This is a genomic window from Paenibacillus cineris, assembly GCF_018333335.1.
In the GTDB taxonomy this organism is placed as follows: Bacteria; Bacillota; Bacilli; order Paenibacillales; family Paenibacillaceae; genus Paenibacillus_AQ; species Paenibacillus_AQ favisporus.
In genome coordinates this window covers 1-343 of record NZ_BORU01000025.1, presented here as the reverse complement: position 1 = coordinate 343, position 343 = coordinate 1, and the positions used below count along the sequence as shown (strand labels likewise).

Below are 343 nucleotides of genomic sequence, written 5' to 3'. Positions count from 1 at the left end.
AAGCCCCCCTCAAGATGAGATTTCCCAGTATGTAAGACCCCTTGTAGACGACGAGGTAGATAGGTTGGAGGTGGAAGTGCAGCAATGCATGGAGCTGACCAATACTAATCGGTCGAGGGCTTATCCACAAAGATTAATTCGCAGATTCGTTTCGTATCTAGTTTTCAGGGAGTCAAAATTGCTGATTTCACTCCAAGCGGGTGAGAGAAGCGTGCCTGACTTTCAGCATTTGGCGATGCTGAAACCTGAATTATGCATTTGGTGATTAACCAATGCTCCGTTTGGTGGCGATAGCGGAGGGGTTCCACGCGTACCCATCCCGAACACGACCGTTAAGCCCTCC

At 49.3% G+C, this 343-nt stretch carries 2 rRNA genes; both read left to right on the top strand.

Annotation, left to right across the window (positions count from 1 at the left end):
• A 23S ribosomal RNA gene (locus KI379_RS33765) occupies positions 1-128 on the top strand; the annotation flags it as partial.
• A 152-nt stretch (positions 129-280) separates the two neighbouring features.
• Positions 281-343: ribosomal RNA gene (gene rrf / locus KI379_RS33760) — 5S ribosomal RNA — on the top strand; the annotation flags it as partial.